This is a genomic window from Burkholderia sp. Ac-20365 (assembly GCF_017104715.1).
GTDB lineage: Bacteria > Pseudomonadota > Gammaproteobacteria > Burkholderiales > Burkholderiaceae > Paraburkholderia.
In genome coordinates, this window is record NZ_JAAGPI010000029.1 from 1 (window position 1) to 24,112 (window position 24,112).

19 protein-coding genes and 1 pseudogene are annotated in these 24,112 nt (G+C 61.7%); 9 read left to right on the forward strand and 11 right to left on the reverse strand.

The features are described 5' to 3' along the window. The 3 genes and pseudogenes from G3O01_RS33085 to G3O01_RS33095 form a co-directional block, all read right to left on the reverse strand. Nucleotides 1-552, reverse strand: a pseudogene (locus G3O01_RS33085) (hypothetical protein); the annotation flags it as partial. 894 nt (nucleotides 553-1,446) lie between these two features. Continuing rightward, entirely contained in the window at nucleotides 1,447-2,280 is an 834-nt protein-coding gene (locus tag G3O01_RS33090; protein WP_205811198.1) for an alpha/beta hydrolase, read from the reverse strand. After that, nucleotides 2,277-3,311, reverse strand: a complete 1,035-nt coding sequence (locus G3O01_RS33095; RefSeq protein WP_205811199.1) for a M14 family zinc carboxypeptidase — start codon at nucleotides 3,309-3,311, stop codon at nucleotides 2,277-2,279. Before G3O01_RS33095 ends, G3O01_RS33090 begins: the two co-directional genes overlap by 4 nt. Before the next feature lie 293 nt (nucleotides 3,312-3,604). Between G3O01_RS33095 and phnC the strand changes: the two genes are divergently transcribed. The 4 genes from phnC (at nucleotide 3,605) to G3O01_RS33115 (ending at nucleotide 7,989) form a co-directional block, all read left to right on the forward strand. Continuing rightward, nucleotides 3,605-4,456, forward strand: coding sequence for a phosphonate ABC transporter ATP-binding protein (gene phnC, locus G3O01_RS33100; RefSeq protein ID WP_205811200.1), 852 nt, complete (start codon nucleotides 3,605-3,607; stop codon nucleotides 4,454-4,456). Nucleotides 4,457-4,511: 55 nt separating this feature from the next. Next, nucleotides 4,512-5,480 (forward strand): phosphonate ABC transporter substrate-binding protein, encoded by a 969-nt coding sequence (gene phnD, locus G3O01_RS33105; protein ID WP_205811201.1) that lies wholly within the window; start codon nucleotides 4,512-4,514, stop codon nucleotides 5,478-5,480. Further along, nucleotides 5,477-6,319, forward strand: a complete 843-nt coding sequence (phnE, locus tag G3O01_RS33110) for a phosphonate ABC transporter, permease protein PhnE (RefSeq protein ID WP_205811202.1) — start codon at nucleotides 5,477-5,479, stop codon at nucleotides 6,317-6,319. The genes phnD and phnE overlap by 4 nt, the downstream gene beginning before the upstream one ends. 833 nt (nucleotides 6,320-7,152) lie before the next feature. After that, the gene (locus G3O01_RS33115) at nucleotides 7,153-7,989 is read left to right on the forward strand and encodes a DMT family transporter (RefSeq protein WP_205811203.1); all 837 of its coding nucleotides are present in this window, start codon (nucleotides 7,153-7,155) and stop codon (nucleotides 7,987-7,989) included. 17 nt (nucleotides 7,990-8,006) lie between these two features. Here the strand turns inward: G3O01_RS33115 and G3O01_RS33120 are convergent, their stop codons facing one another. Continuing rightward, a complete protein-coding gene (locus G3O01_RS33120) occupies nucleotides 8,007-9,569 on the reverse strand; it encodes a PLP-dependent aminotransferase family protein (protein WP_205811204.1) in 1,563 nt (520 codons plus the stop codon). Between the two features lie 121 nt (nucleotides 9,570-9,690). Between G3O01_RS33120 and G3O01_RS33125 the strand changes: the two genes are divergently transcribed. After that, nucleotides 9,691-10,974, forward strand: a complete 1,284-nt coding sequence (locus tag G3O01_RS33125; protein WP_205811205.1) for a 4-aminobutyrate--2-oxoglutarate transaminase — start codon at nucleotides 9,691-9,693, stop codon at nucleotides 10,972-10,974. Between the two features lie 237 nt (nucleotides 10,975-11,211). Here the strand turns inward: G3O01_RS33125 and G3O01_RS33130 are convergent, their stop codons facing one another. Continuing rightward, complete coding sequence (locus tag G3O01_RS33130; protein ID WP_205811206.1) at nucleotides 11,212-11,364, reverse strand: hypothetical protein; 153 nt, start codon at nucleotides 11,362-11,364, stop codon at nucleotides 11,212-11,214. Nucleotides 11,365-11,781: 417 nt separating this feature from the next. Here G3O01_RS33130 and G3O01_RS33135 point away from each other — a divergent pair, with 417 nt between their 5' ends. Next, complete coding sequence (locus G3O01_RS33135; RefSeq protein WP_205811207.1) at nucleotides 11,782-13,248, forward strand: NAD-dependent succinate-semialdehyde dehydrogenase; 1,467 nt, start codon at nucleotides 11,782-11,784, stop codon at nucleotides 13,246-13,248. Nucleotides 13,249-14,032: 784 nt separating this feature from the next. On the opposite strand, the gene lipA is transcribed toward G3O01_RS33135, so the two are convergent. From lipA to G3O01_RS33160, 5 genes are all read right to left on the reverse strand, one after another. Next, a complete protein-coding gene (gene lipA, locus G3O01_RS33140) occupies nucleotides 14,033-15,004 on the reverse strand; it encodes a lipoyl synthase (RefSeq protein WP_205811208.1) in 972 nt (323 codons plus the stop codon). A 2-nt stretch (nucleotides 15,005-15,006) separates the two neighbouring features. Next, nucleotides 15,007-16,119 (reverse strand): acetoin dehydrogenase dihydrolipoyllysine-residue acetyltransferase subunit, encoded by a 1,113-nt coding sequence (locus tag G3O01_RS33145; RefSeq protein WP_205811209.1) that lies wholly within the window; start codon nucleotides 16,117-16,119, stop codon nucleotides 15,007-15,009. A 37-nt stretch (nucleotides 16,120-16,156) separates the two neighbouring features. Next, nucleotides 16,157-17,161 (reverse strand): alpha-ketoacid dehydrogenase subunit beta, encoded by a 1,005-nt coding sequence (locus G3O01_RS33150; protein ID WP_205811210.1) that lies wholly within the window; start codon nucleotides 17,159-17,161, stop codon nucleotides 16,157-16,159. 35 nt (nucleotides 17,162-17,196) lie between these two features. Beyond that, nucleotides 17,197-18,174, reverse strand: a complete 978-nt coding sequence (locus G3O01_RS33155) for a thiamine pyrophosphate-dependent dehydrogenase E1 component subunit alpha (RefSeq protein ID WP_205811211.1) — start codon at nucleotides 18,172-18,174, stop codon at nucleotides 17,197-17,199. 76 nt (nucleotides 18,175-18,250) lie between these two features. Beyond that, complete coding sequence (locus G3O01_RS33160; RefSeq protein WP_205811212.1) at nucleotides 18,251-19,351, reverse strand: NAD(+)/NADH kinase; 1,101 nt, start codon at nucleotides 19,349-19,351, stop codon at nucleotides 18,251-18,253. A 443-nt stretch (nucleotides 19,352-19,794) separates the two neighbouring features. Here G3O01_RS33160 and G3O01_RS33165 point away from each other — a divergent pair, with 443 nt between their 5' ends. Next, nucleotides 19,795-21,744, forward strand: a complete 1,950-nt coding sequence (locus tag G3O01_RS33165; protein WP_205811213.1) for a sigma-54-dependent Fis family transcriptional regulator — start codon at nucleotides 19,795-19,797, stop codon at nucleotides 21,742-21,744. Between the two features lie 19 nt (nucleotides 21,745-21,763). On the opposite strand, the gene G3O01_RS33170 is transcribed toward G3O01_RS33165, so the two are convergent. Further along, nucleotides 21,764-22,735: a YafY family protein gene (locus G3O01_RS33170; RefSeq protein ID WP_205811214.1), complete on the reverse strand. Its 972-nt coding sequence runs from the start codon at nucleotides 22,733-22,735 to the stop codon at nucleotides 21,764-21,766. A gap of 92 nt (nucleotides 22,736-22,827) precedes the next feature. Between G3O01_RS33170 and G3O01_RS33175 the strand changes: the two genes are divergently transcribed. Beyond that, a complete protein-coding gene (locus tag G3O01_RS33175; RefSeq protein ID WP_241024472.1) occupies nucleotides 22,828-23,196 on the forward strand; it encodes a putative quinol monooxygenase in 369 nt (122 codons plus the stop codon). A 409-nt stretch (nucleotides 23,197-23,605) separates the two neighbouring features. Beyond that, a complete protein-coding gene (locus tag G3O01_RS33180; protein WP_241024478.1) occupies nucleotides 23,606-23,878 on the forward strand; it encodes a DUF2917 domain-containing protein in 273 nt (90 codons plus the stop codon). The last annotated feature ends 234 nt before the right edge of the window (nucleotides 23,879-24,112 follow it).

Sequence of the window (24,112 nt, forward strand, 5' to 3'; positions counted from 1 at the left end):
TCCGCCGCCGCCATTGGCTTTCGAATGCAGGTCGCCGCTGGCTCCCAGTCCGGCGCCAGCGCCGAGCGCAAGACCTGTGCCCTTGCCGGAGCCGCGTCCATCGCCGCCCGCTGCTGCCGAACCGGCCAGCGCGCTGCCGCCCTTGGACCAGGCGTCGCCGCCACTGCCAGAGCCCTTGCCACCCGATGCCCTGGCGTTGCCGCCATCGCCGGCGTAGGACTTCGCGTTGCCGCCATCGCCGCCGGATGCCCTGGAGTTGCCGCCGTCGCCAGCAATGGCCTTGCCGCCGTTGCCGCCGTCGCCGCCATAGCCGCCGACTGCCAATGCGCTACCACCCTTGCCGCCAATGCCCTTCGCGCCGTTGCCGCCACGGCCGCCGTTCGCATTGCCTTCGTTATAGGCAGTGTTGCCAATGCCCCAGACCGCTACGCCTGAAACCGAGCCGGACAGACGGCTTGCTGCGACGATCTTGGTGGTGTTGAACGAATCCTGTGCAACCTTGGCACCCGACGTAATTTCATTTGCGTTGTTGCCCGTGGTGCTGGTTTGCATGGATGTCGCGTCGTTTGTTGCTGTGTTGCTCCCGTTGTAGGCCTTCTGATTGCAGGATGAATCGCCGTCACTGCATGGGTTTGCCATTGCGTAACCGCTGCAGCCCAAGGCGATGACTGCTGCGGACGCCAGTAGAGTTTTGCGCATGGAATCCTCCTGGAGGAGATGGGGGGCGGCTTGGCAGACTGCACCAATCCGGCACGCCGTGTCGCATAGGGAGTGCCATGCATGTAACACTTTGAAATTTAAAGAAATTTCACATTTCCCGCGATGTGGGATGTGAGGATAAGGGTAAATACCCAGGTTTTATGTTTCGCGTTTGAAACGGATAAACCGGCATTGCGCCGATTTCCGAATATGAGGGGATTTGCAATCTCTTTTAATTCAACAGATTGCCAGACATTACTAAGAAAAAACGCCAGCTTTTAAAAACGTTTCTTTTTTGTCGGGCGCGATTCTTGAGTCCCAGGATAATCAGCCCCGAACACCCCGCGATTTTTCGACAAACACTCTTAGTGGCCTTGCGCACCATGGGTTTGCGCCAGATTGGGAGTGGCGTGACATGCCTTATTGCTGGCGTAAAAAAACGTATCGTTTACGACGCCGCAAGCCGCATGTAGCCTTCATCCGCAAGTTTTTCCGCACGCCCGGACGGCAACAGGCATTATTTTACAATTTCAGTATGCGCCTGATGCACCGAACCCCCGTCTTTTATCACACGATATTTGGCGCACAGCATCAATTTGCCATTAATTTTGCATTATGTCCATGAAAATAAAATCGGCTGAACAGCACAGCAAAAGGCAATGCACCGATATTGCTTTGCACTAACGCAGTGCATCAATAGGGGGATTTTCTCTGCGTTTAAAACTGAATGGGATATTTAATTATTAGTTATTCGTCGGTTAAACCGGAATCGGCGTTTTCAAGGCCTGTTCCGGACAACGAATCCATGAACCACGCGCGGATGCGCTCGACGGTCCATGCGGGATCGTCGTGGGGCAGATCGTGGCCCGCCCACGGGTGGCGCCAGTGGTCGGCGTGCCACGCCGCCGCCAGCGCCGCCGAGCAGGCGGGATCGACGAGCCCGTCCGCACGCGACGACAGCACCAGCGTCTCGCACGCGGGCCGCCGCCGGCCTGCGCTGAAGCGCGCGGCCGCGAGCAACTGGCGAAGCGCATTCGCGCGACTGACGGGCGCACTCTCGCGAATCGCGATCCATTGCTTCAGATCGGCGTCGCGCGTCTCGCGGTTGTTGCAGGTCAGGCGATGAATCACGTTTTCCGCCGCTGCCGCCCTGCTCCAGTGCCACGCGATCCGCGCGAGCCCCGGCCACGCCTGCGGGCGCAGCCGTTCGTCGAAGCGGCTGAAGGGCCGCATGCTGGTGTTGATCAGCACGAGCCGCGCGATGTCGGCGGGATGACGTTGCGCCCAGCAGGTCGCGACCATGCCGCCAAGGGACATAGCCAGCACGCAATACGGGCCCGGCGCGCCGCTCGCGCGGGCCGCCTCGCGCACGAAGTCGACTATCCCGGCGACATCGGATGGCGCGCGCAGACTCACGTGCTCGCCATTGCCGGGCAAGTCGATGGTCAATACGCGCGTCGGAGCGTCTGTGGAAGACGCCCCCTGCTTCGGATCGTCCAGCGCGGCACACAACGCGTCGGGCAGCGCGCCCCAGTGGCGTGCCTCGCGTGTCAGGCCGCGCAACAGGATCCACGTGCTCATTTGCGGGCGGGCTCGTACCAGAGCTGCGTCGCGCTATCGAGCAACTGCTCGCGGCGGCTGCCCTGCGGCAACCAGCGCTGCGACGCGTAAGCCGCGCGTGTCAGGAAATCGAGCAGGTTCGCGTGCCGCCGCAACACGCGTGCGGTACGGTGCGCCTTCAGCGGATTGAACATGCCCTGACGCGAAAAAATCTGCCGCGGGTTTTTCTTGATCCAGAGCCACGAGCCGAGTTCGAGCGTCATCGGCAGAAAGATGTTGGGAGGCGGCGTGCGGTCGTACGCCCAGTCCCACAGATCGCCGTGCAGCAGATATTGATGGCTTTGCGGTTCGAACATGTAGCCGTGATGCGGATGCGCGCGTTCGAACATCGTCTTCAGCGCGTACATTTCCGGCAGATGCGGCATCGCGCGGCGCGTCTTCGCGTAGGGAAACCAGATGCTGTCGCTCCAGCCGTAGCCCGAATGACAATCGAGCGCGAACGACAGCGGCCGCGCCGCAAGCTCTTGCGCGACGACACGCAAGAGCGCCTGCGCCTCCGCTTCCATCGGCGCGCCGCGCTGCCCGCGATACCAGGGCAACCACGAACCGACACGCTGTCCGCCTGCGAGCAGCGGCACGCGCTCTTCGGCGTCCTGCGGCGCGTTGCGCATCAGATCGACACCGTTCGGATTCGCGCGCGTTGCGGCCCACATGCCGCCGGGATTGACGATCGGCATGAACACGAGGCGGATGGACTGAAGCTGGCGCACCAGCAGTTCGTCCCATTCGAGCCGCCCGAGCAGCGCGCGCATGTAGTCGAGCACGAGTTGCGTGCCGATCCGCTCCAGCCCGTGTATGCCGCCGAAAAACCCGATTGCGGGCGCGCGCGGATCGCGCGAACCGATGCTCGCCGTCTGCACGGCGAAGGTCCTGCCGCGCACCTGCGTTTCGCATGCAGTGCGAATCTCGAAGCTGCCGCTGCCGACTTCGAGAATCGCCTGCAGTTCTTCGTACTCCGTAAACGTATCGGGCAAAAAGCTCAGAGCCTGCATGGGCTGCGCCGGTTGTGATGTGCGGTTATTGGAGACGGCTCACGCGTGACGTCTCCACTATAGCGTTTTGGGCTTGCCAATACATGACAGTGGCCCGCGCCGTTGCGTTTGTCATATCGATGACACACTGCGCGATCGATCACTGCGGCGCACCGCACACGGCATGACGACCCGATGAAATCGCAAAAGATATAGTCGTCTAGATGTTGCGACGCCTTCACTTAACCGTCACAGACGCTTTCTAGAATGTCCCACAACTTCCGGCTCGCGCCGGAGTCATCGACAGGACACACATGGAAGCAATCCGCATCGAACGTCTGAGCAAGACATTCGGCAACGGCCGCAAGGCGCTCGACGAAATCGACCTGCGTGTCGAACAGGGCGAAATGGTCGCGTTGATCGGCGCGTCGGGCTCAGGCAAATCGACGTTGCTGCGTCATATCGCGGGCTTCACGGTGTCGGATGCGCAGCCTTCGCAGATCGCGATTCTGGGCCGCCCGATCCAGCAGAACGGGCGCATCGTGCGCGAAGTGCGCAGCATTCGACGCGACATCGGCTTCGTGTTTCAGCAATTCAATCTCGTGAACCGGCTGACGGTCGAAGCGAACGTGCTGATCGGCGCGTTGGCGCGCTTGCCGCTGTGGCGCCGTCTGACTGGCTGCTTTCCGCGTGGCGAACGCGAACTGTCGCTGTCGGCACTGAACGAGGTTGGTATCGGCGAACATGCACGCGAACGCGCGTCGACGCTGTCAGGCGGACAGCAGCAGCGCGCGGCGCTGGCGCGCGCGCTCGTGCAGCAGGCGCAGATCATTCTCGCCGACGAACCGATCGCCTCGCTCGACCCTGAATCTTCCCGCCGCGTGATGGACATGCTGCGCACGCTGAATATCGAGCATCGGCTGACGGTGCTGGTTTCGCTGCATCAGGTCGATATCGCGATGCAGTACTGCCAGCGCACGATCGCGATGCGGCGCGGCAAGGTCGTCTATGACGGGCTGTCGTCGGCGCTCACGCCTGCGCTGTTGCAGCAACTCTACGGCGACGATGCGCGCGAACTGCTCGACGACAGTCAGCAGTCCGACAGTGCGGCAAGCGTGGCACCGCGCGCGCCTGTGATGCCGCTCAAGGCGGCACGCTCGGCCTGAATCCCTTTGCCGGAAAGAAACGCTTTAACCGACTCACTCACCTGGAACAGAACTCATGAAATTCCTGCGCTCTCTGCTGGCCGGCGTCGCGGCCGTGTCGGCCTTCGCGAGCTTCGCTGCCCATGCCGAAGACCTGAACCTCGGCATCATCTCGACGGATTCGTCGGCGGTGCTCAAGCAGCGCTGGCAGCCTCTCATCGATGACATGAACAAGCAGACTGGTCTGAACATCAAGGCGTTCTTCGCGACCGACTATGCGGGCATCATCGAAGGCATGCGCTTTAACAAGGTGCAGGTTGCGTATCTCGGCAATGCGTCGGCGATCGAAGCCGTCGATCGTTCGAATGGCGAAGTATTCGGCAAGGTCACGTACGCGAACGGCGACGCCGGCTATTACTCGGTGCTGATCACGAACGTGAACAGCCGCTTCAAGACGCTCGACGACGTGTTCAAGAATACGAAGGACGTGACGCTCGGTTTCGGCGATCCGAACTCGACGTCGGGCACGCTCGTCCCCGGCTACTACCTGTTCGCGCAGCGCAACACGCCGGTGCGCACGTCGTTCAAGACGGTGCTGCCGTCGAGCCACGAAGCGAACCTGCTCGCCGTGGTGAACAACAAGGTCGACATCGCGACGAACAACAGCGAGATGCTCGACACGCTGAAGAAGCAGCATCCGGACCGTTTCGCGCAGGTGCGCGTGCTGTGGACGTCGCCGCTGATTCCGTCGGACCCGCTGGTGTGGCGCAAGGATCTCCCGGAAGAGACGAAGGAAAAGCTGCGCAAGTTCTTCTACAACTACGCGAAGACGGATCCGCGCGAGAAGGCGGTGATGGCGAACATCTTCAGCTACGGCGGTTTCTCGCCGTCGACGGATGCGCAGTTGCAGCCGATCCGCCAGATCAAGCTGTTCGAGCAAAAGCAGAAGATCGAAGCCGATGCGTCGTTGTCGGACGCTGACCGCAAGACGCAGACGGCCGCGATCGATGCGAAGCTGTCCGCACTGAGCGCGCAAAAGCAATGAACGCGGCCGAATTGAGCGCCGAGCGATCGGCGTCTTCAGCCAGTCCGGCCAAGCCTTCACGCGAGGCTCTCGCTGCTGCGGCGGGCAAGCGCAGCTGGGCGTCGCTGATCGGCTGGATCGCCGTGATTGCCGTGCTTGGCCTGTCGTGGCACGCCGCCGATATGCGACCGCTCGATCTGCTGTCCGACTCGGGCAACATGGGGCAGTTCGCGAAGGACTTCTTTCCGCCCGATTTCACCGAGTGGCGCACGTATGTGCAGGAGATGTCCGTGACGCTGGCGGTTGCGGTGTGGGGCACGGCGCTGTCGATCGTGTGCGCGATTCCGTTCGGGTTGATGTCGGCGCATAACATGGCGCCTGCGTGGGTCGTGCAGCCGGTGCGGCGGGTGATGGATGCGTGCCGCGCGATCAATGAGATGGTGTTTGCGATGTTGTTTATCGTTGCAGTCGGGCTGGGTCCGTTTGCAGGTGTGCTTGCCTTGTGGGTGCATACCACGGGTGTGCTGGCCAAGCTGTTCGCCGAAGCCGTCGAGGCGATTGATCCGCGGCCTGCTGAGGGCGTGCGGGCTACGGGGGCTACCAGTCTCGATGAGATTATCTATGGCGTGCTGCCGCAGGTTTTGCCGTTGTGGATTTCTTATGCGTTGTATCGGTTTGAGTCTAATGTTCGCTCCGCGATGGTTGTTGGGATGGTTGGGGCTGGTGGGATCGGGGTTGTCCTGTATGAGTCCATCCGGTCGTTTAACTATGCTCAGACCGCGGCTGTGATGCTGATGGTCATTGTTGTTGTTACTGTTATTGACCTGCTGTCGGCTCGATTGCGGGAGCGGGTGATTTAGGGGTTTTTTTGTCTTGCGACGCTTTGGTTTGGTTTTTTTGTCGTTTTTGCTGGCATCCGCGATTTGTTATTGGTTTGCCTGTGTTGCCCCTGTGCGGGGCGGCACCTACTTTTCTTTGCCGCGGCAAAGAAAAGTAGGCAAAAGAAAGCCGCTGAACACCGCCAGCTCTTGTAGTTGCCCACGGGCCCCCGACGGCCCCGTCCTGTCTGCGGCATCTCCCTTCTTGATGCCCGCTGCCAACGCTCTTATTTAGTGCCTCACCCGCTTCGTGCTCCCGCATCACCACACGCGCGATCAAATCTCCCACGTTCTATGGCGGCAAACTGTGTGTCGGCTTTCGCGACGTATGCGCTTCACTCCGGACTGAAAAGCAAGGTTGCGGCTCGACAGCGAGATTGGTGTCGTAGGAGCGCTGACGCGTGAGGCACTACGACCTACACACAGTTTGCCACCTGGGCGGCATTAACCATTCGCTGCCGCTGGCTGCGCTACGGGTGATTGAAGTGGGTGAGGCGAGTATTTGAAGCGTTAGCAACGGGCGGCGACTGAGAGATTGCCGTGTGAAGGATAAGAGCCGTTGGGGGCCCTCAGGCGGAGGTCAAGAGCGGGCGGTGTTAGCCCGCTTTCTTTGCTTACTTTCTTTGCGGCGGCAAAGAAAGTAAGTGCCGCCCCGCACAGGGGCAACGCGTGAACCAGGCAATACATATCGCGGATGCCAGCAACAACACAAGCACCCCAAACCAAAGCATCGCAAGACAGAAAAAACCACAAAAAAACCAAAACCACCCCAAACAACCACATTCAGTGAATAATGTCGGCTTTGCCCGACCCCCATGCATACCCCAGTCGTCCTGCTAGTGCTGCTCTCAGCCATGCTCCACGCAAGCTGGAACGCCTTCCTGCGGCTAGCAGAAGACCGCATCTGGCTCCTCGGCATGATGTCGATCCCGTATATCGCCGTCAGCGCGATCGGCGTCATCGCATTGCCGCTCCCCGAACCGGCCGCATGGCCATACATCGCAGCATCCGTTCTGCTCGAATTCGCGTATTGCCTCGCGCTAGTGCGCGCCTACCGTAGCGGTGACTTCGGCCAGATCTACCCGATCGCGCGCGGACTCTCGCCAATGCTCGTATTCGCAGGCGCACTCGTCTTCGCGCATGAAACGCTGAAACCGCTGGCAGCAACAGGCGTCGCGCTCGTATCGCTCGGCATCGTGTCACTCGCGTTTCGCCGCAATATGCGCTTCTCCGGCGAAAGCGTGCCCTACGCCCTGCTCACAGGACTGTTCATCTCGGCCTATTCAGTCGTCGACGGTATCGGTGCGCGTGTCGCAGGCAACAGCATGAGCTACATCATGTGGGTCTATCTGCTGTGGAACGTGCCGCAGTTTCTGCTCGTGTGGCACTGGCGCGGCGGCGCGAAAGGTCTCTTCACATCGCGTGAGACCATGTTCAAAGGCATGCTCTCGGGCGTGATCGCGCTGACCGCGTACTGTCTGATCATCGAAGCCTATCGCTATCTGCCCATCGCGATGGTCTCGGCGCTGCGCGAACTCAGTTCGATTTTCGCTGTGCTCATCGGCTTCTCGTTCATGCACGAAAAGCTCACCGCGCGTCGCGTGTTCGCATGCACGCTCGTCACCCTCGGCGCGGTGCTGATTCGCCTCTAAACACTCTCCGTCGCGCTTCAGGCGAAGAGCGGCAACGTCGTATCGATAGCGTCGGCGAGCGTGTCGAATGCAGGCGCGATCTCTTCGTCCGGCACGCACGCATAGCCGATCAACAAGCCCGACTGTGCGCGCGACGGTTGCGCGTAATAGCCCGACAACGGCCGCACCACGATATTTCGCTCCAGCGCCGCCGCCGCGACCGCGCGGTCGTCAGTGCCTTCGGGCAGTTGCATCACGAGATGCAGGCCAGCATCGCCGCCTACAGCGGGCAGCGCATCGCCATAGCGCCGCGCGGCGGCATCGAGCAAGGTCGTGCGGCGCTGTCCGTACAACGTGCGCATCTTGCGGATGTGCGACGTGAAATGCCCTTCCGCGATGAACTCGGCGAGCATCGCCTGTTGCAGCAATTGCCCTTCGCGATACAACTCCGCGCTCGCCGTCGCAAAGCTCTCGGCGAGCGCCTCGGGCACGACCAGATAGCCGATCCGCAAGCCCGGAAACAGCGTCTTGCCAAAGCTGCCGACATAGATCACCTGCCCCGCCGTATCGAGCCCCTGCAGTGACGCTAGCGGCCGGCTGCCGTAGCGGTATTCGCTGTCGTAATCGTCCTCGATGATCCAGCACTGATTCTGCCGCGCGTATTCGAGCAACATCCGCCGGCGCGCGAGGCTCATCACCATGCCGAGCGGGTACTGATGCGAGGGCGTGACGAGGATCAGCTTCGGCGGGTGCGCGAGATCGCCGGGTGAAGGGTTGATGCCTTCGTCGTCGACGGCAATCGGGCGCGATTTCAGGCCCGACACATGCATCACGCTGCGCACGCCCCAGTAGCACGGATCCTCCGTCCAGATTACATCGCCGGGATCGGACAGCAGACGCACGGCGAGATCGACGGACTGGTGAATACCCGTCGTGATGATGATCTGCTCGGGCGTGCAGCGCACCGAGCGCGACGTGCGCAGATAGTCCGCCAGCGCATGGCGCAGCAGCGACAGGCCGCCACCGGGCGCATACGTCAGCAGATCGGGCCGCAGACGCCGCCAGTACTTGTTGTGCAGGCGGCTCCAGACCCGCGCCGGAAAGCGCGTGACATCAGGCACGCCCGGCATGAACGCGCCCCATTGACGCTTCGACACGCCCGCGCCCGCGATCAGCCGCGAGCCGCGCTGCGACAGCGCACGCGTCGCGGGCTGGTGCGTCTGCGGGAGTGATTTCGATTGCGGTGTCGGCAAGGCCTGCTGCAACTGCCGCACGGGCGCGGAGACGGGCACGGGCGCAGTCTGTGTATCCGCGGAACCGACGATTTCATCCGGTGACGTATCGGCGACAAACGTGCCGCGCCCCGTCGCCGAGCTCACATAGCCCTCCAGCGCAAGCTGCTCGTAGACCTGCGTGACGGTATTGCGCGCGATGCCCAGCTCGTTGGCGAGCAGCCGCGACGACGGCACCTTGCTGCCGGCGGGCAGTTCGCGCGTCAGAATGGCCTGTTGCAGCAGCCGATGCAGCTGGCGGTAGATCGGCTGCCCGCTGCCGCGATCGAGGCGCTGGGCCAGCCAGTCGGACAACACACTCGCGCGCATGAGAATTGGCTCCTAATTTTTTACCGAAATGGCTCTGAAATTTGGAGCCAAATCTGATTATAGTCGCTGCATGTGCCGCGATGGACGCGAGCGCCTGAACAAACCCCAACAGGAGATCTCCGTGAAGAATGCTGAACTGAAGAGCCGCAAGGACGCCGCCACCCCGCGCGGCGTGGGCGTGATGTGCGATTTCTACGCTGCGCGTGCGGAGAATGCGGAGCTGTGGGACGTCGAGGGCCGCCGTTACATCGATTTCGCGGCAGGCATCGCAGTGTGCAACACGGGCCATCGTCATCCGAAGATCGTCGAGGCTATCCGCTCGCAACTGGACAACTTCACGCACACGGCTTATCAGATCGTGCCGTACGCGTCGTACGTCGAGCTGGCCGAGAAGATCAACCAGCGCGCGCCGGGCGATTATCCGAAGAAGACAGCTTTCTTCACGACGGGTGCCGAAGCCGTCGAAAACGCGATCAAGATCGCTCGCGCGTACACCGGCCGTCCTGGCGTGATCGCCTTCACGGGCGGCTTCCACGGCCGCACGATGATGGGCATGGCGCTGACGGGCAAGGTTGCGCCGTACAAGCTGAACTTTGGCCCGTTCCCGGCCGACGTCTTCCACGCGCCGTTCCCGAATCCGCTGCATGGCGTGACGACGGCGGACTCGCTGAAGGCAATCGAATTCCTGTTCAAGGCCGACATCGACCCGAAGCGCGTCGCGGCGATCATTTTCGAGCCGGTGCAAGGTGAAGGCGGCTTCTATCCGGCGCCTGCCGAGTTCGTGCGCGCGCTGCGCAAGCTGTGCAACGAGCACGGCATTCTGCTGATCGCTGACGAAGTGCAGACGGGTTTTGCGCGTACGGGCAAGCTGTTCGCGATGCATCACTATGACGTCGTGCCCGATCTGATGACGATGGCGAAGAGCCTGGCGGGCGGCATGCCGCTGTCGGGTGTCGTCGGTCGTGCGGACGTGATGGATGCTGCTGCGCCGGGCGGCCTGGGTGGCACGTATGCGGGCAATCCGCTGGCGGTGGCGTCGGCGCATGCGGTGCTCGACATCATCGATGAAGAGAAGCTGTGCGAGCGGGCTGTGACGTTGGGCGACAAGCTGAAGGCTCGCGTGACGGCGCTGCAGTCGGAAGTGCCGCAGATTGCTGATGTTCGTGGGCCTGGCGGCATGGTTGCGGTTGAGTTCTGCAAGCCCGGTACGTCCGATGCGGATGCCGATTTCACGAAGCGTGTGCAGGCTCGTGCACTCGAGCGTGGTTTGTTGCTGCTGGTTTGTGGTGTTTATTCGAACGTTGTCCGGTTCCTGTTCCCGTTGACCATTCAGGATGCTGTTTTTGATGAGGCTCTTTCGATTCTCGAAGATGTGCTCAAGGAAACGGTAGGCGTTGCTGCCTGATTCTTTTTTTGCCTGCGGCGGCTTTTTTTAAGTCGCCGTTTTTTTTGATGTTTTTTTGTCTGCGGTGTGGGTGGTTTGCTTGTGTTGTTGCTGGCATCCGCGTTTTGTTACTGGTGCTTCAGGCGTTGCCCCTGTGCGGGGCGGCACTTACTTTCTTTGCCGCCGCAAAGAAAGTAAGCAAAGAAAGCGGGCTAACACCGCCCGCTCTTGTCTTTGCCTGAGGGCCCCCAACGGTTCTTATGCCTCAAACGGCAACTTGCTGGTTTCGCGCTCGTCGCCAACACTTTGAATAAACGCCTCACCCACTTCAGGTACCCGTAGCGCAGCAAACGGCAGCGAATGGTTTGTGCCGCCCAGGTGGCAAACTGTGTGTAGGTTGTAGTACTTCACGCCTCAGCGCTCTTACGACACCGATCGTGTTTTTCAGTCCGGAGTGAAGCGCATCGGCCGCGATAGCCTACACACAGTTTGCCGCTATAGAACGTGGGCGCTGCGACTACGCGTGTGGCGACGCGGGATTGTGAAGCGGGTGATGCGCCTATTCCGGGCGTTGGCAACGGGCAGTGAATATCAGGTTGCCGTTTGAAGCGGAGGAACTGTTGGGGGCCCTCAGGCGGTGGTCAAGAACGGGCGGTGTTCAGCGGCTTTCTTTTGCCTACTTTTCTTTGCCGCGGCAAAGAAAAGTAGGTGCCGCCCCGCACAGGGGCAACGCATGAACAAGGCAAAACATCACGCGGATGCCAACGCAAAACCAGGCAAACCAAACCCCAGCGTCGCAGACAAACAAACCCCGAAGGACATTGAAAAATGACTGACCTGCGTAGCAAACTCAAAGACCCTTCCCTGCTGCAAAGCAAAGCCTACATCAATGGCGAATGGCAAGACGCCGACAACAAGGAAACCTTTGAAGTCCTGAACCCGGCAACAGGCGAGCTGATCGCGCAAGTCCCCCGCATGGGCGCACAGGAAACCCGCCGCGCCATCGAAGCGGCCAACGCCGCCTGGCCCACCTGGAAGGCAAAAACCGCCAAGCAGCGCGCGGAAATCCTGCGCAAGTGGAACGACCTGATGCTCGCCAACGCCGACGATCTGGCGTTGATCCTCACCACCGAACAAGGCAAGCCCCTCGCCGAAGCAAAAGGCGAAATCGGCTACGCAGCCTCGTTTATCGAATGGTTCGGCGAAGAAGCCAAGCGCGTCTATGGCGACACCATCCCGACCGTCGCCAACGACAAACGCATCGTCGTCACGAAGGAACCCGTCGGCGTTTGCGCCGCCATCACGCCGTGGAATTTCCCCGCTGCGATGATCACCCGCAAGGTCGGCCCGGCGCTCGCCGCAGGCTGCCCGATCGTCGTCAAGCCCGCTGAAGCAACGCCGCTGTCGGCACTCGCGCTCGCGGTGCTCGCCGAGCGCGCAGGCGTGCCCGCCGGCATCTTCAGCATCGTCACCGGCGATCCGAAGCCGATCGGCGGCGAAATGACCAGCAATGCAACCGTGCGCAAGCTGTCGTTCACGGGCTCGACGCCCGTTGGGCGTCTGCTGATGGCCCAGTGCGCGCCGACCGTAAAGAAGGTCTCGCTCGAGCTGGGCGGCAACGCGCCGTTCATCGTGTTCGATGACGCCGACCTCGACGCCGCCGTCGAAGGCGCCATCGCGTCGAAGTACCGCAATAGCGGCCAGACCTGCGTGTGCACGAACCGCTTCTATGTGCACGACAGCGTCTACGATGCGTTCGCCGAAAAACTCGCGGCGGCTGTCACGAAGCTCAAGGTTGGCTTCGGCACCGAGCAAGGCGTGCAGCAAGGCCCGCTGATCAACGAAGCGGCTGTGCTCAAGGTCGAATCGCACATCGAGGACGCGCTCGGCAAGGGTGCGCGCGTCATCACGGGCGGCAAGCGTCATGCGCTCGGCCACGGCTTCTTCGAACCGACCGTGCTCGCCGATGTCACGCCCGATATGAAAGTCGCCCGCGATGAAACCTTCGGCCCGCTCGCGCCGCTGTTCCGTTTCTCATCGGATGCCGAGGTGATCGAGATGGCGAACAGTACCGAGTTCGGCCTCGCGTCGTATTTCTATAGCCGCGATATCGGTCGTGTCTGGCGTGTTGCGGAAGCGCTGGAGTTCGGTATGGTCGGGATCAATACTGGAGCGATCTCCAACGAAGTCGCGCCGTTCGGTGGCGTCAAACAGTCCGGGCTCGGACGCGAAGGGTCGCACTATGGGATCGACGAGTATGTCGTGATCAAGTATATGTGCGTAGGTGGGGTTTGAGGGGGTTTGGTTTGTCTGCGACGCTGTGAGTAGTTTGCTTTTTGCTTTTTGCTTTTTGCTTTCTGCTTCTCTTATGTCGTCGCTGGCATCCGCGTTTCGTCTTGCCTGCTTCACGCGTCGCCCCTGTGCGGGGCGGCACCTACTTTTCTTTGCCGCGGCAAAGAAAAGTAGGCAAAAGAAAGCCGCTGAACACCGCCAGCTCTTGTAGTTGCCCACGGGCCCCCAACGGCCCCGTCCTGTTCGCGGCATCTCCCTTCTCGATGCCCGCTGCCAACGCTCTTATTGAGCGCCTCACCCGCTTCACACTCCCGCGTCGCCACATGCGCGATCAAATCTCCCACGTTCTATAGCGGCAAACTGTGTGTCGGCTTTCGCGGCGTACGCACTTCACTCCAGACTGAAAAACACGATCGGTGTCGTAAGAGCGCTGGGGTGTGAGGCACTCACGACCTACACACAGTTTGCCACCTGGGCGGCACAAACCATTCGCTGCCGTTGGCTGCGCTACGGGTGATTGAAGTGGGTGAGGCGTCCGCTCGGAGCGCTAGCAACGGGCGGTGACTGAGAGGTTGCCGTGTGAAGGAGAGGACCCGTTGGGGGCCCTCAGGCGGAGGTCAAGAACGGGCGGTGTTAGCCCGCTTTCTTTGCTTACTTTCTTTGCGGCGGCAAAGAAAGTAAGTGCCGCCCCGCACAGGGGCAACGCTTGAAGCACCAGTAACAAAACGCGGATGCCAGCAAAAACACAAGCAAACCACTCTGCATCGCAAGACAACCCAAAAAACCATCACAAAAGCAAAGTCTCATTAGCATGATAAGAAGACCGCACCAACGGCCCAGCCACGACCTCCCGAAACCCCATCCTCAATCCTTCATCGCGATAAGCAGAAAAAGTCTCGGGCGAAACATACCGCCTAACGGGCATATGAAACCGCGACGGCGCAAGATACTGGCCGATAGTCAGCACGTCGACCTCATGCTCACGAATATCCCGCATCGTCTCCAGCAACGCTTCATCGCTCTCGCCCAGCCCCACCATCAAGCCCGACTTCGTGACAACGTCAGCATTCGCATCCTTCACGCGCTTGAGCAGCATCAAAGACCCACGATAATCCGCCCCAACCCGCGCCGCGCGATACAACGCAGGCACCGTCTCGACGTTGTGGTTAAACACATCCGGCCACGCCACCGATAACGCATCCAGCGCCCGCTCCACACGCCCGCGAAAATCCGGTGTCAACACCTCGATGCGTATCCCCGGCGCGCGCTCGCGCAGCAACGCAACACACCGCGCAAAATGCGCTGCGCCGCCATCGCGGAGATCGTCGCGATCCACCGACGTAATCACCACATAGCGCAACCCCAACGCAGCAACGGCATCGGCGAGCCGCCCCGGTTCTTCGTCGTCGAGTGGCAGCGGACGTCCATGCGCGACATCGCAAAACGCACAACGCCGCGTGCAAATTCCGCCCATGATCATGAACGTCGCCGTGCGCTGCGCAAAACATTCGCCGATGTTCGGACACATCGCCTCCTCACACACCGAATGCAGCCGGTGCTCGCGCAGTATCGACGCCATGCCCGCCACCGTCTCGCTCATCATCGGCCGCGCGCGCAGCCAGGCGGGTTTGGGTAATGCGCCGCCCTCCGGTGCCACGACTTTCACAGGAATACGCGCGAGCTTGTCCCGGCTCCTCAAGCCGTGCTGCCCGAGTGCAGTGACGCTGTCGTGCGTGGAAGTGTGCGGCGCGGCGTCCATCGTCAGGCTCCGAAGAAGTCGTTGAGCAGGCGGTTCACCTCGGCGGCCGACTCCATCTGCACCATATGCCCCTTGCCGGGCAGCACATGCACGCGGATATCGCCAGGCAGCCCCTGTGCGTGGCTCGCAGGAATGATCTGGTCGAGTTCACCCCAGATCACCAGCGTGCGCGGCGCAAGCTTGTCGACGCGATCGCGATAGCTGCGCTGCTGCGCGCCATCCTTGAACGCCGACGCCGCGATCTTCTGCAACGTCTCGCTCACGCCTTCGAGCCGCTTGTACTTGACGATATCCTCGACCAGTTGCCGCGTGACGAGCGAGCCGTCCGCGAACAGCTTCGTCAGATGCGGCTTCAGCGTATTGCGGCTGTTGCCCGTCACGAATCCGTCGATATATTCGCGGTTGATCTCGTCGCCCAGACCCGCGCCCGCGATCAGCGAAAGCGACGCCACACGCTGCGGCGCTTTCGCTGCAACCGTCATCGCGACGAGACCGCCCATCGAATGCCCGACAAAATGCGCGCGCTCGATGCCGCGATCGTCGAGAAACGCGATCACGGTGTCGGCCAGTTCATCGGCGCTGCCCGACTCGACTGCCTTCGTCGATTCGCCATGCCCCGGCAAATCCAGCGCATACACCGCGCGCTGCGCGGCGAGGTCCGCGTGATTGAACAGCCAGTTGTTCAGATCGCCGCCGAAACCGTGGATCAGCACGGCAGGCGTGCCGCCGTCGCCGATCTTCAGATATCGGATGGTGCGTCCGGCGATCTGCGCCTTCTCCGGTTGCGGGCCGGCATCGGCGGCATCGTCGGCGAGCGGCACGAAGTCGCGCTGGAATGCTTCGACGGCTGCATCGATGTCCGCGTCCGCCTCTTGCGCATCCGCGACCACGCCAAGCAGCGCGCCGACGGGCAGCGTCTCGCCCTCCTGCGCGATGTGCCGGCGCAGCGTGCCGTTGAACGCGCACTCCACACCCGAAGCGATCTTGTCGCTCTCGACGTCGAGCACTTCATCGCCCTTCGCCACCGTGTCGCCAACCGATTTCAACCAGCCGTTGACCTGCCCTTGCTGCATCGACAGGCCCCATTTGGGCATCGTGATCATGTGAATCGACATTGCTCAGTTCCTCGCTCGTTGCTGTGTACGTGATGCGTCAGTGTCGCGTCTGCTTGACGGCTGCCGCGATCTTGTCCGCCGACGGAATGTAGAGATCCTCGAGCACGCCCGCGAACGGCGTGGGCGTATGCGGCGCGGTGACGAGTTCGACGGGCGCTTTCAGCGAATGGAACGCTTTCTGCGCGGCTAGCGCGGCGATATCCGTGGCGATCGAGCAGCGCGGATTGGCTTCATCGACAACAACGAGGCGGCCCGTGCGCTCCACGCTTTCCAGAATGGTCTCTTCGTCGAGCGGCGATGTCGTGCGCAAGTCGATCACTTCGGCCTTGATGCCTTCTTTCGCGAGTTTGTCCGCGGCGTCGGTTGCGTAATGCACCATGCGTCCATAGGTGACGATGGTCACATCGTCGCCTTCGCGCACCACGTTCGCTTCGCCGAACGGAATCGCATACAGCTCTTCCGGCACATCGCCTTCGCGTGTGTACAGGAGCTTGTGCTCGCAGAAAATGACCGGATCGTTTTCGCGGATCGCCTGGATCATCAGGCCTTTTGCGTCATACGGCGTCGACGGGCACACCACTTTCAGACCGGGCACATGCGTGAAGAGCGACGTCAGCATCTGCGAATGTTGTGCGGCTGCGCGCAAGCCCGCACCTTGCATCGTGCGGATCACGACGGGCGTGACGGCATTGCCGCCGAACATGTAGCGGAATTTCGCGGCCTGATTGAAGATCTGATCGAAGCACACGCCCATGAAGTCGATGAACATCAGTTCCGCGACAGGACGCAGGCCCGCTGCCGCAGCGCCAACTGCTGCGCCGATGAAGCCGCCTTCCGAGATCGGCGTGTCGAGTACGCGGCCCGGATACTTGTGATAAAGCCCTTTCGTGACGCCGAGCACGCCGCCCCATGCGTCCTGTTCACCGGGCGAGCCTGCGCCGCCCGCGTTGTCTTCGCCCATTACGATGACGCTTTCGTCGCGCGCCATTTCCTGACTCAGTGCTTCGTTGATTGCCTGAGAGTATGTGATCTTGCGTGCCATGTTTTGTCTCCAATGAAGTTGTCGCGTGTGTGGACTTACGGATACGACACGTACACATCAGTCAGCAAATCCGCTTCCGTCGGCAATGGCGCGGCCTTTGCCTTCTGCACGGAATCATCGATCAGCGCTTTCACATCCGCATCGATCTTGCGCAGATCATCCGACGTCAACATCTCCGCCCGCACCACACGTTCTTCGAAACGCTTCAGACAATCCTTTTCATCTCGCAGCTTCTGCACTTCACCCGGCGCGCGATACGTCTGCGCGTCGCCTTCGAAGTGACCGAAGTACCGCGACAGCTTCACTTCAACGAGCGTCGGCCCACCGCCGCCACGCGCGCGCTCGATCGCTTCGCCCAACGCTTCATGCACCGCAAAGAAATCGAAACCATCGACGATCACGCCCGGCATGCCAAAGCCGCTCGCGCGATCCGCGATGTTGTCGGACGCAACCGACCACGTCGATGACGTCGCTTCCGCATACCCGTTGTTCTCAGCAACGAAGATCGCAGGCAAGCGCCACACGCTCGCGAGATTCATCGATTCGAAAATCGTCCCTTGATTCGACGCGCCATCGCCGAAGAAACACACACCCACGCCGCCCGTCTTCTTCAGCTTCGCCGCCAGCGCCGCGCCGCACACGAGCGGCCCGCCCGCGCCGACGATGCCGTTCGCGCCCAGCATGCCCTTCGACAGATCGGCGATGTGCATCGAGCCGCCCTTGCCTTTGCACACGCCCGTCTGCCGCCCATAGATCTCGGCCATCATCCCGTGCACATCGACGCCCTTCGCAATGCAGTGACCGTGGCCGCGGTGCGTGGTCGCCACGTAATCCTTGTCGTTCAGATGCAGCATCGTGCCGACCGCCGACGCTTCTTCGCCGGCGTACAGATGCACGAAGCCCGGAATTTCGCCCGTCGCAAACTCGACGTGCAGGCGTTCTTCGAACTCGCGAATCGTGCGCATCGACCGGTACGCTTCCAGCAGCTTCTCCTTGCTCAACTGATTTGACATGGTGTGTCTCCTTGATGATGTCAATCGTGACTGCAACGGGTGCGGATCGATCTCCGCGTGATGGAATGAACTCCCTTCATTTCTCTTGTGCGTGTGCGAGTGTGCGCATCGACGCGCCTGCCATCTCGCGCATCAGTTGACGCGATGCCGAGAAGCGCAGCGTGCGACTCACGTCGACCGTCAACGGGCCGCTCCAGTCGAGCGAGATTTCGTAGCGGTCGTCGCGCTCGACTTCGATCTCGCGTTCGCCGTCGAATGCCAGCGTGCCGCCTCGCGCGTCGAGCGGGAGCCAGTCGCCCACTTCGAAACGCTCGCAGGTGCGCATCGTCACGCGGTCGATGCGGCCAGGCGCAATGGGCGCGAAGATCGGCACGCCATCGGCTTGAGCATTGCCGTGTTCGTCAGGCAGCGCGAACGTGAGATGCAAGCCATGTGGCGCGGTGCGATCGACAGGCGCCCACGCGCCGCCGATCGACGAAAGCCCGATGCCATCGGGCGAAGCAAACGTCAGAAACAGCGACTCGATATCCGAAGGCTCCGACACGGCCCGCGCGCCAATGAAGCGCTGCCGGCTCACGCACACGTCGACGAGCGCGATCTCTTCGCGCCCGCGATTCGGCCCCGCCACGCAGCGCACGACGAGCCGCTTGTTGCGCGTGAGCGCGACGTCGGGCGGCACCACGCCAGATGCGACCAGCGCGCCCGCCATGCCTGCAATGGTCGCTTCGCGCATGTCGGGAAACGCATTATTGGTGCCCGTCGAAAGCGTCAGCAACGGCACGCCGCCGCAATGCGCTGCCACCGCGCGATGCGTGCCGTCGCCGCCGAGCACGGCGATCAGTTCGACGCCTTCACGCACCATGTGCGCAGCGCCCGCATGCGTATCGGCGACGGAATCGGTGATGGGCAGATCGACGAATTCGACTTCGGGCCAGCGCTCGGCCGTACCCGTCGCCGCGTGGGTGTCGAGCGCGCGCAGCAGCAGCGATGCGACGCCCGTGCGATCACGCAGCGTCAGCACGCGATCGACGCCGAGCGCGCCAAGTCCCGCGATCAGGCGCACGACCATGTTGGCCTTTTCGGCAGTCGGGAATACGGACGCGTGCGTCGTGAGGCGGCGGATGTCGCGACCCGATGCAGGGTTCGCAATCACGCCGACGGTGATAGGCGATGCCACCAGGGTTGTCTCCGTTTTGTGTTCGTCGAAAGCAGCTTGCGTGTCGCGTGCGTTGCCGCTTCCATGTGACGAGCGTTACTGCAACAGCTATGCCAATCTTTCGAAGTGCGCGCGGTTCATGCGCAAAGCCTTGTGCGCAAAGGCTTGCGAGCGATACAGAGCGCATCGTGCAAGCACGCGTTGCGTCGCATGACGCAGTGCACATGACGCACATCGCGTCGCGAGCCGCTTCGGCGTTGAAGTAACACACGGCGCATGCATTGCGGCATCGAACGATGCGCGTCTCACAGCTGTCTCACGCATGGGTGAGACGATCGTCTCAGGCGTCTCGCGTGCTGCAATGCAGTGTGATTGCGCGAACGGGATGTGCTACAAGAAGGTCCGGCAGAAGGGACAAGCGCGCTCAATTCCATTGGTATCGACCGTTATCGACGGAGCCGACCATGCCTTACGTGTCTCAGACGCAGCACATCGACCGCGTGCGCGGTGCGATCGAAGGACGCCTGCCCGCGCCCGCCAATTCGTCGCGGCTCGTGTCGTCGTGGCAGCGTTCGTATGAACAATACCAGCTCGATCCCGGCTCGGTGATCGGGCCGCGCGTGCTGACGTCGTCCGAATTGCGCGAAGTGCAAGGCAAGGAAGAGGCGTTTCTGCGTGCGTCGGGCCAGTGCCTTTCGCGTCTGCACGACATGATCCGCGTGGCCGACTACTGCGTGATGCTCACCGACGCGCATGGCGTGACGATCGACTATCGCATCGACCGCGACCGGCGCGGCGATTTCAAGCATGCGGGTTTGTATATCGGCTCATGCTGGTCGGAACGCGAGGAAGGCACCTGCGGCGTGGCGAACGTGCTGACCGACCTCGCGCCCATCACCGTGCACAAGACCGATCACTTTCGCGCGGCGTTCACGACACTCACGTGCAGTGCTTCGCCGATCTTCTCGCTGACGGGCGAACTGATCGGCGTGCTCGATGCATCCGCTGTGCAATCACCGGATAACCGCGACAGCCAGCGGCTCGTGTTTCAACTGGTGCGTCAGAGCGCGGCGTTGATCGAAGACGGTTACTTCCTCAATCAGACCGCGCAGCATTGGGTGATCTTCGGGCACCAGAGCCGCAACTTCGTCGAGGCGCAACCGGAAGTGCTGATCGCGTTCGACGAATGCGGCAATATCGCTGCGTCGAATCGCAAGGCACAGGAGTGCATCGCGGGTTTGAGCGGCCCGCGCCACGTCGACGAAATCTTCGATACGTCCGCCGTGCATCTGCACGACGTCGCGCGCACCGATACGATCGTGCCACTGCGTTTGCGCGCGACGGGCGCCGTGCTCTACGCACGGATTCGCGCGCCCTTGAAGCGCGCATCGCGCATTGCGCCCGTTGTGTCGTCTCCAGGCGCTGTCGCCGGTTCTGCCGATACACACGCCGACACGAGTCTCGACGCGATCAGCCGTTTCCTGCACAGCCGCGATTCACGCATCGCGCGCAACGCTGAAGTGGCGCTGCGTATCGCAGGCAAGCATCTGCCGATACTGATTCTCGGCGAGACGGGTGTCGGCAAGGAAGTGTTCGCGCAGGCGCTGCATGCGTCGGGCGCGCGGCGCGCGAAGCCTTTCGTTGCCGTGAATTGCGGCGCGATTCCCGATTCGCTGATCGAAAGCGAGCTGTTCGGCTATGCGCCCGGCGCGTTCACGGGTGCGCGCAGCCGCGGCGCGCGCGGCAAGATTGCGCAGGCGAATGGCGGCACCTTGTTCCTCGATGAAATCGGCGATATGCCGCTCAATCTGCAGACGCGTCTGTTGCGCGTGCTCGCAGAAGGCGAAGTGCTGCCGCTGGGCGGCGATGCACCCGTGCGCGTCGATATCGATGTGATCTGCGCGACGCACCGCGATCTCGCGCGCATGGTCGATGAAGGCACGTTCCGCGAAGACCTGTATTACCGGTTGAGCGGCGCAACGCTGCACATGCCGCCGCTGCGCGAACGCGCCGATGTGCTCGACGTCGTGCACGCCGTGTTCGACGAAGAAGCGCAGAGCGCGGGACATGTGCTGACACTGGATACGCGTCTCGCCGAGCGGCTCGCGCGGTTTGCGTGGCCGGGCAATATCCGACAGTTGCGCAACGTGCTGCGCTACGCGTGCGCGGTGTGCGATTCGACGCGTGTGGAGTTGCGACATGTGTCGCCCGATGTGGCGGCGTTGCTGGCACCCGACGAAGCCGCGTCACGCCTTGCCCTTGCCACTGAAAGCGACGAACGCACGCGGATTGTCGATGCGCTTACGCGGCATCACTGGCGGCCGAATGCGGCGGCAGAAGCGCTTGGCATGTCGCGCGCGACGCTGTATCGGCGGATTGCGAAGCTGGGGATTGTCGGGCCGCATCGGAGTTGATGCGGGCGACGTAGCGATTTCAGGCGGCGTTGAGCGCCGCTATCTGCTCGCCGAGCTTGCGCAGGCGCTCGCGCAACTCAGGCGGATCGAGCACCTGCACATGCCCGGCAAAGCCGAGCAACTGCTCGGCGGCGAAACTCAACTGCTCAACGGGCAGGACCACTTCCTGCCAGCCGTCCTGCTCTGACGGCGACGCAATCTCCGCCTGTTCAACGGCCGCTGCGCCGAGCCGATGCAACCGCGTCATCCCTTCGGGCGACAGCCGCAAGCGCGCCGTGTGTTTCAACAGGCTCGTTTCGAACGATTCGACGGCGGCCGTCCACTCATCACGCAAGTCAAAACCTTCCGGACGTTCGAACGTTTCGTCATGCACCGTCAGCTGCGTGATGCTCGACACGCGATACGTGCGCAACTGCGTGCGCACGCGCGTGACGAGATACCACTCGCCGCCCTTGAGCACCAGTCCGAGCGGATCACGCACGCGCACGCCTTCATCCTCGCTGTTGCCATTCCACGTGCGGTATTGCATCGATATTCGCTTCTGTTCCCACACGGCGCCCGCGAGCATCGTCAGCCACGGTGTCGGCGAAGGCCGCTGATACCAGCCGACGGGATCGATATGCAGCCGCGATCCGATGCGTGACGTATCGGGCGCGGCGTCGGGCAGTGCGGTAACGAGCTTGAGCTGCGCGGCCCTTAGTTGCTCAGAGAGTCCGAGATCGGACGCTGCGCCGGTCAGCCCGGCGATCGACAGCGTTTCCGCTTCGGCCCGCGTAATTCCCGTGAGTTTCGCGCGATAGCCGTCGAGTAACGCGAAGCCGCCGCCTGGCCCGCGATCCGCATACACAGGGACGCCCGCCGCGCTCAACTGGTCGATGTCGCGGTATACGGTGCGGATCGAAACGTCGAACTCGTCGGCGAGCGCCTGCGCGGTTACGCGGCCTTTCACCTGGAGCATCAGCAGCATCGACACGAGACGGCTCGTCGCCAATTTTTTCGCCCTTCCTAATTCATGACATGGGTTGTCAGTTATTGGCGAGTATAAAGGTAGACATAGACAAAGATCCATTGGGAGTGCGCCTGATGTCCCGCGAAATGCACGTTACCTACGTAGTTCGTTTTCAGGTCTTGCCTGACGGGCTCGAACGTTTTCTGTCACTGCTGAATGGCGTGCTCGACGCGATGCGTGACGAGCCGGATTTCATTTCTGCCGTGTTGCATCGCGATCCCGATTCGCCGTGCCGGCTGATGCTTTACGAAACCTGGCAAAGCCATGAAGACGCGAGCGACGAGCAGATTCACCGGCCATACCGGCGCGCCTATCACGAGGCGCTTGCCGACCTGCTCGTACGGCCGCGCGAAGTCACGGAATGGCGCACCGTGCGTATGGACGCGCGCGACGTGCCGTTTGAATTGCATCGTGAAGAAGTGCTTGCCGAGGCGCGCGCATGAACGCGTCGACACGTAACGCCTGTGCGAGGGCAATGCGATGACAATGCAACGCGTACGACAAAACTGGTTGACAACACATCGACGTCACGACAAACTCGAATGCATGCTGACGCTCATCACCAACGCCTACGTCATTAAAAACCGTATGGCACGCCATCGCGGCGGGCCTATGGGAGCGTGCGTGCGTTAGCAATCGCAGCAGGTAGCAAAGATCCCAGAGGCCCCGCCGGAAACGGAAGGGGCCTTTTGTTTTGGGTACGCCTTCTGTCCTCCGGCTCAATTGACGGAGTGCATAATGGACAAGGCTTGCCAGCAGTTCACCGATGACGAATCACTCTGCTTCTCGCGTTCACAGGAAGAGCGTTTGCCGAGAATCGTCGTTCACTTTGAAGTGCAGCCCGGCGCGACGATGTCGTGGCGCGTCGAGACCAACACGGAGCTTTTTGTGCAAGGAGCGCGCGTGTGGTTGACGCGTGCGGCGTCGCCGTATGATCACTGGTTGCAGATTGGCGAGACTTTTCGCCTGCAGCGAGGCGAGCGGGTTTGGGTTAGTGCTGATGGCCATGTGCCGGCGCGTATTGCGTTGACTACTCATCCTGTCGGATCGAAGCGTGTTCTTGCGCGGGTGCTGGCGCGGTTTGCTTCTCTTGGGGCGGATATTTTTGCGCCTTCGGCGAGATGAGGTTTTTTGCTGCGCAGGCTGTTGACCGGTTTTGGTTTTGGCTTTTGCGCTGGCATTCGCGCGATGTTTTTTGCCTTGTTCATGTGTTGCCCCTTTGCGGGGCGGCATACGCTTCGGTTCGTCTGCGACGCTGGTTTGGTTTGCTAGTGCCTTTGCTGGCATCCGCGCTATGCCTTCGTGCTTCATACGTCGCCCCTGTGCGGGGCGGCACTTACTTTCTTTGCCGCGGCAAAG